Below are 1,240 nucleotides of genomic sequence, written 5' to 3' on the forward strand. Positions count from 1 at the left end.
CCCCGCCACTGGCGGGTGAGCAGCAGCCAGGCCACGAAGGTGAGCGGCGAGAGCTTGATGCCGGCGGCGACGCCCAGCCCGATGCCGCGCCACCACCGGTCGCGCCCGCCGAGGAGGTCAGCGGTCACCAGGGCGGCCAGCACGAGGTTGACCTGTCCGAAGTGCATGGTGAGCCAGACCGGCTCGGCGGCCATGGCGGCCAGGAAGAGCACGGTGGCCACCACCGCGCCCACCCGGGTGCGCCCCAGGGCGGTGTGGAGCAGGTAGCCGACGGCGGCCACGGAGGCCACGAGGGTGAGCGCCGACCCCATCCAGTCCCCCACCCAGGCCATGGGCAGGAAGGCCAGCAGCGCGAACGGCGGGTAGGTGAAGGTCAGCATCGAGCCGGTGTAGGTGAGGTCGTACACCGGCTGGCCGTCGAGCAGGGCCCGCACGCCGCTGGAGTAGACGCGCAGGTCCAGCGGCGGGACGTCGCGCATGCGCAGCATGTACAGCACGGCGGCGGTGACCAGCACGAAGCCGGGGAACCACACCCACGGGGAGGTGGCCGGGCGGTCCAGCGGCGCAGTGGGGCGGCCGTCGGCGCGGCTCACGCGGCGGACCCCACGCCCCCGCGTCCGGCCAGCAGCGCGCGCACCTGCGCCACCGCCAGCGGCACCAACGCCACCGTCATCAGCAGCGCGCACCAGACGTACGCGTTCCCCAGCAGCACCTGCCATGCGTTCCACTCCAGTTCGCGACCGTCTCGGGAAGGGACCCACCAGATCACCTGCAGCAGTGCCGATCCCAGCATCGCCGCGACGGCCCAGCGCGCGGGGCGCGGCACGTCCCGGCGGGCCTCGGAGCACAGTACAGCCAGCGCCAGCGGCGCCAGCCAGACCCAGTGGTGCGACCAGCTGACCGGCGAGGCCATGAGCATGCCGAGCGCCGCGACCCACAGCCCGGCCGCCCGGTCGCCCAGGGCCGCCAGCCGGGCGGCGGCGAGCACGAGCACGAGCCCCACCACGCTGGCGAGGGCGAACCAGGCCGGGTCCAGGGCGGGCGCCTCGTCGCCGAGGAAGCGGGCGAGCAGGCCCTTGACCGACTGGTTGGCCACGTAGCTGGGGGCGCCGATGCGGCCGGTCTCGGGCAGGACCTCGCTCCAGAAGGCGCGGGAGTCCGAGGGCAGCAGGAGGAAGCCCAGGCCCACCGTCGCCAGCATCGAGGCCAGGGCCACGCCGGCGGCCCGCCACTGGCGGGG

At 74.9% G+C, this 1,240-nt stretch carries 2 protein-coding genes; both read right to left on the minus strand.

Annotated elements, in window-relative coordinates; all coding sequences use genetic code 11:
* The coding region (locus HMPREF3099_RS12100) for a glycosyltransferase family 87 protein (protein ID WP_168168499.1) at nucleotides 1-593 on the minus strand (593 nt) is incomplete at its 3' end.
* A partial coding sequence (locus HMPREF3099_RS08910; protein ID WP_168168500.1) for a glycosyltransferase 87 family protein occupies nucleotides 590-1,240 on the minus strand: 651 nt, incomplete at its 5' end. The genes HMPREF3099_RS12100 and HMPREF3099_RS08910, both read right to left, overlap by 4 nt.

It is taken from the genome of Kytococcus sp. HMSC28H12 (assembly GCF_001816045.1).
Classification (GTDB): domain Bacteria; phylum Actinomycetota; class Actinomycetes; order Actinomycetales; family Dermatophilaceae; genus Kytococcus; species Kytococcus schroeteri.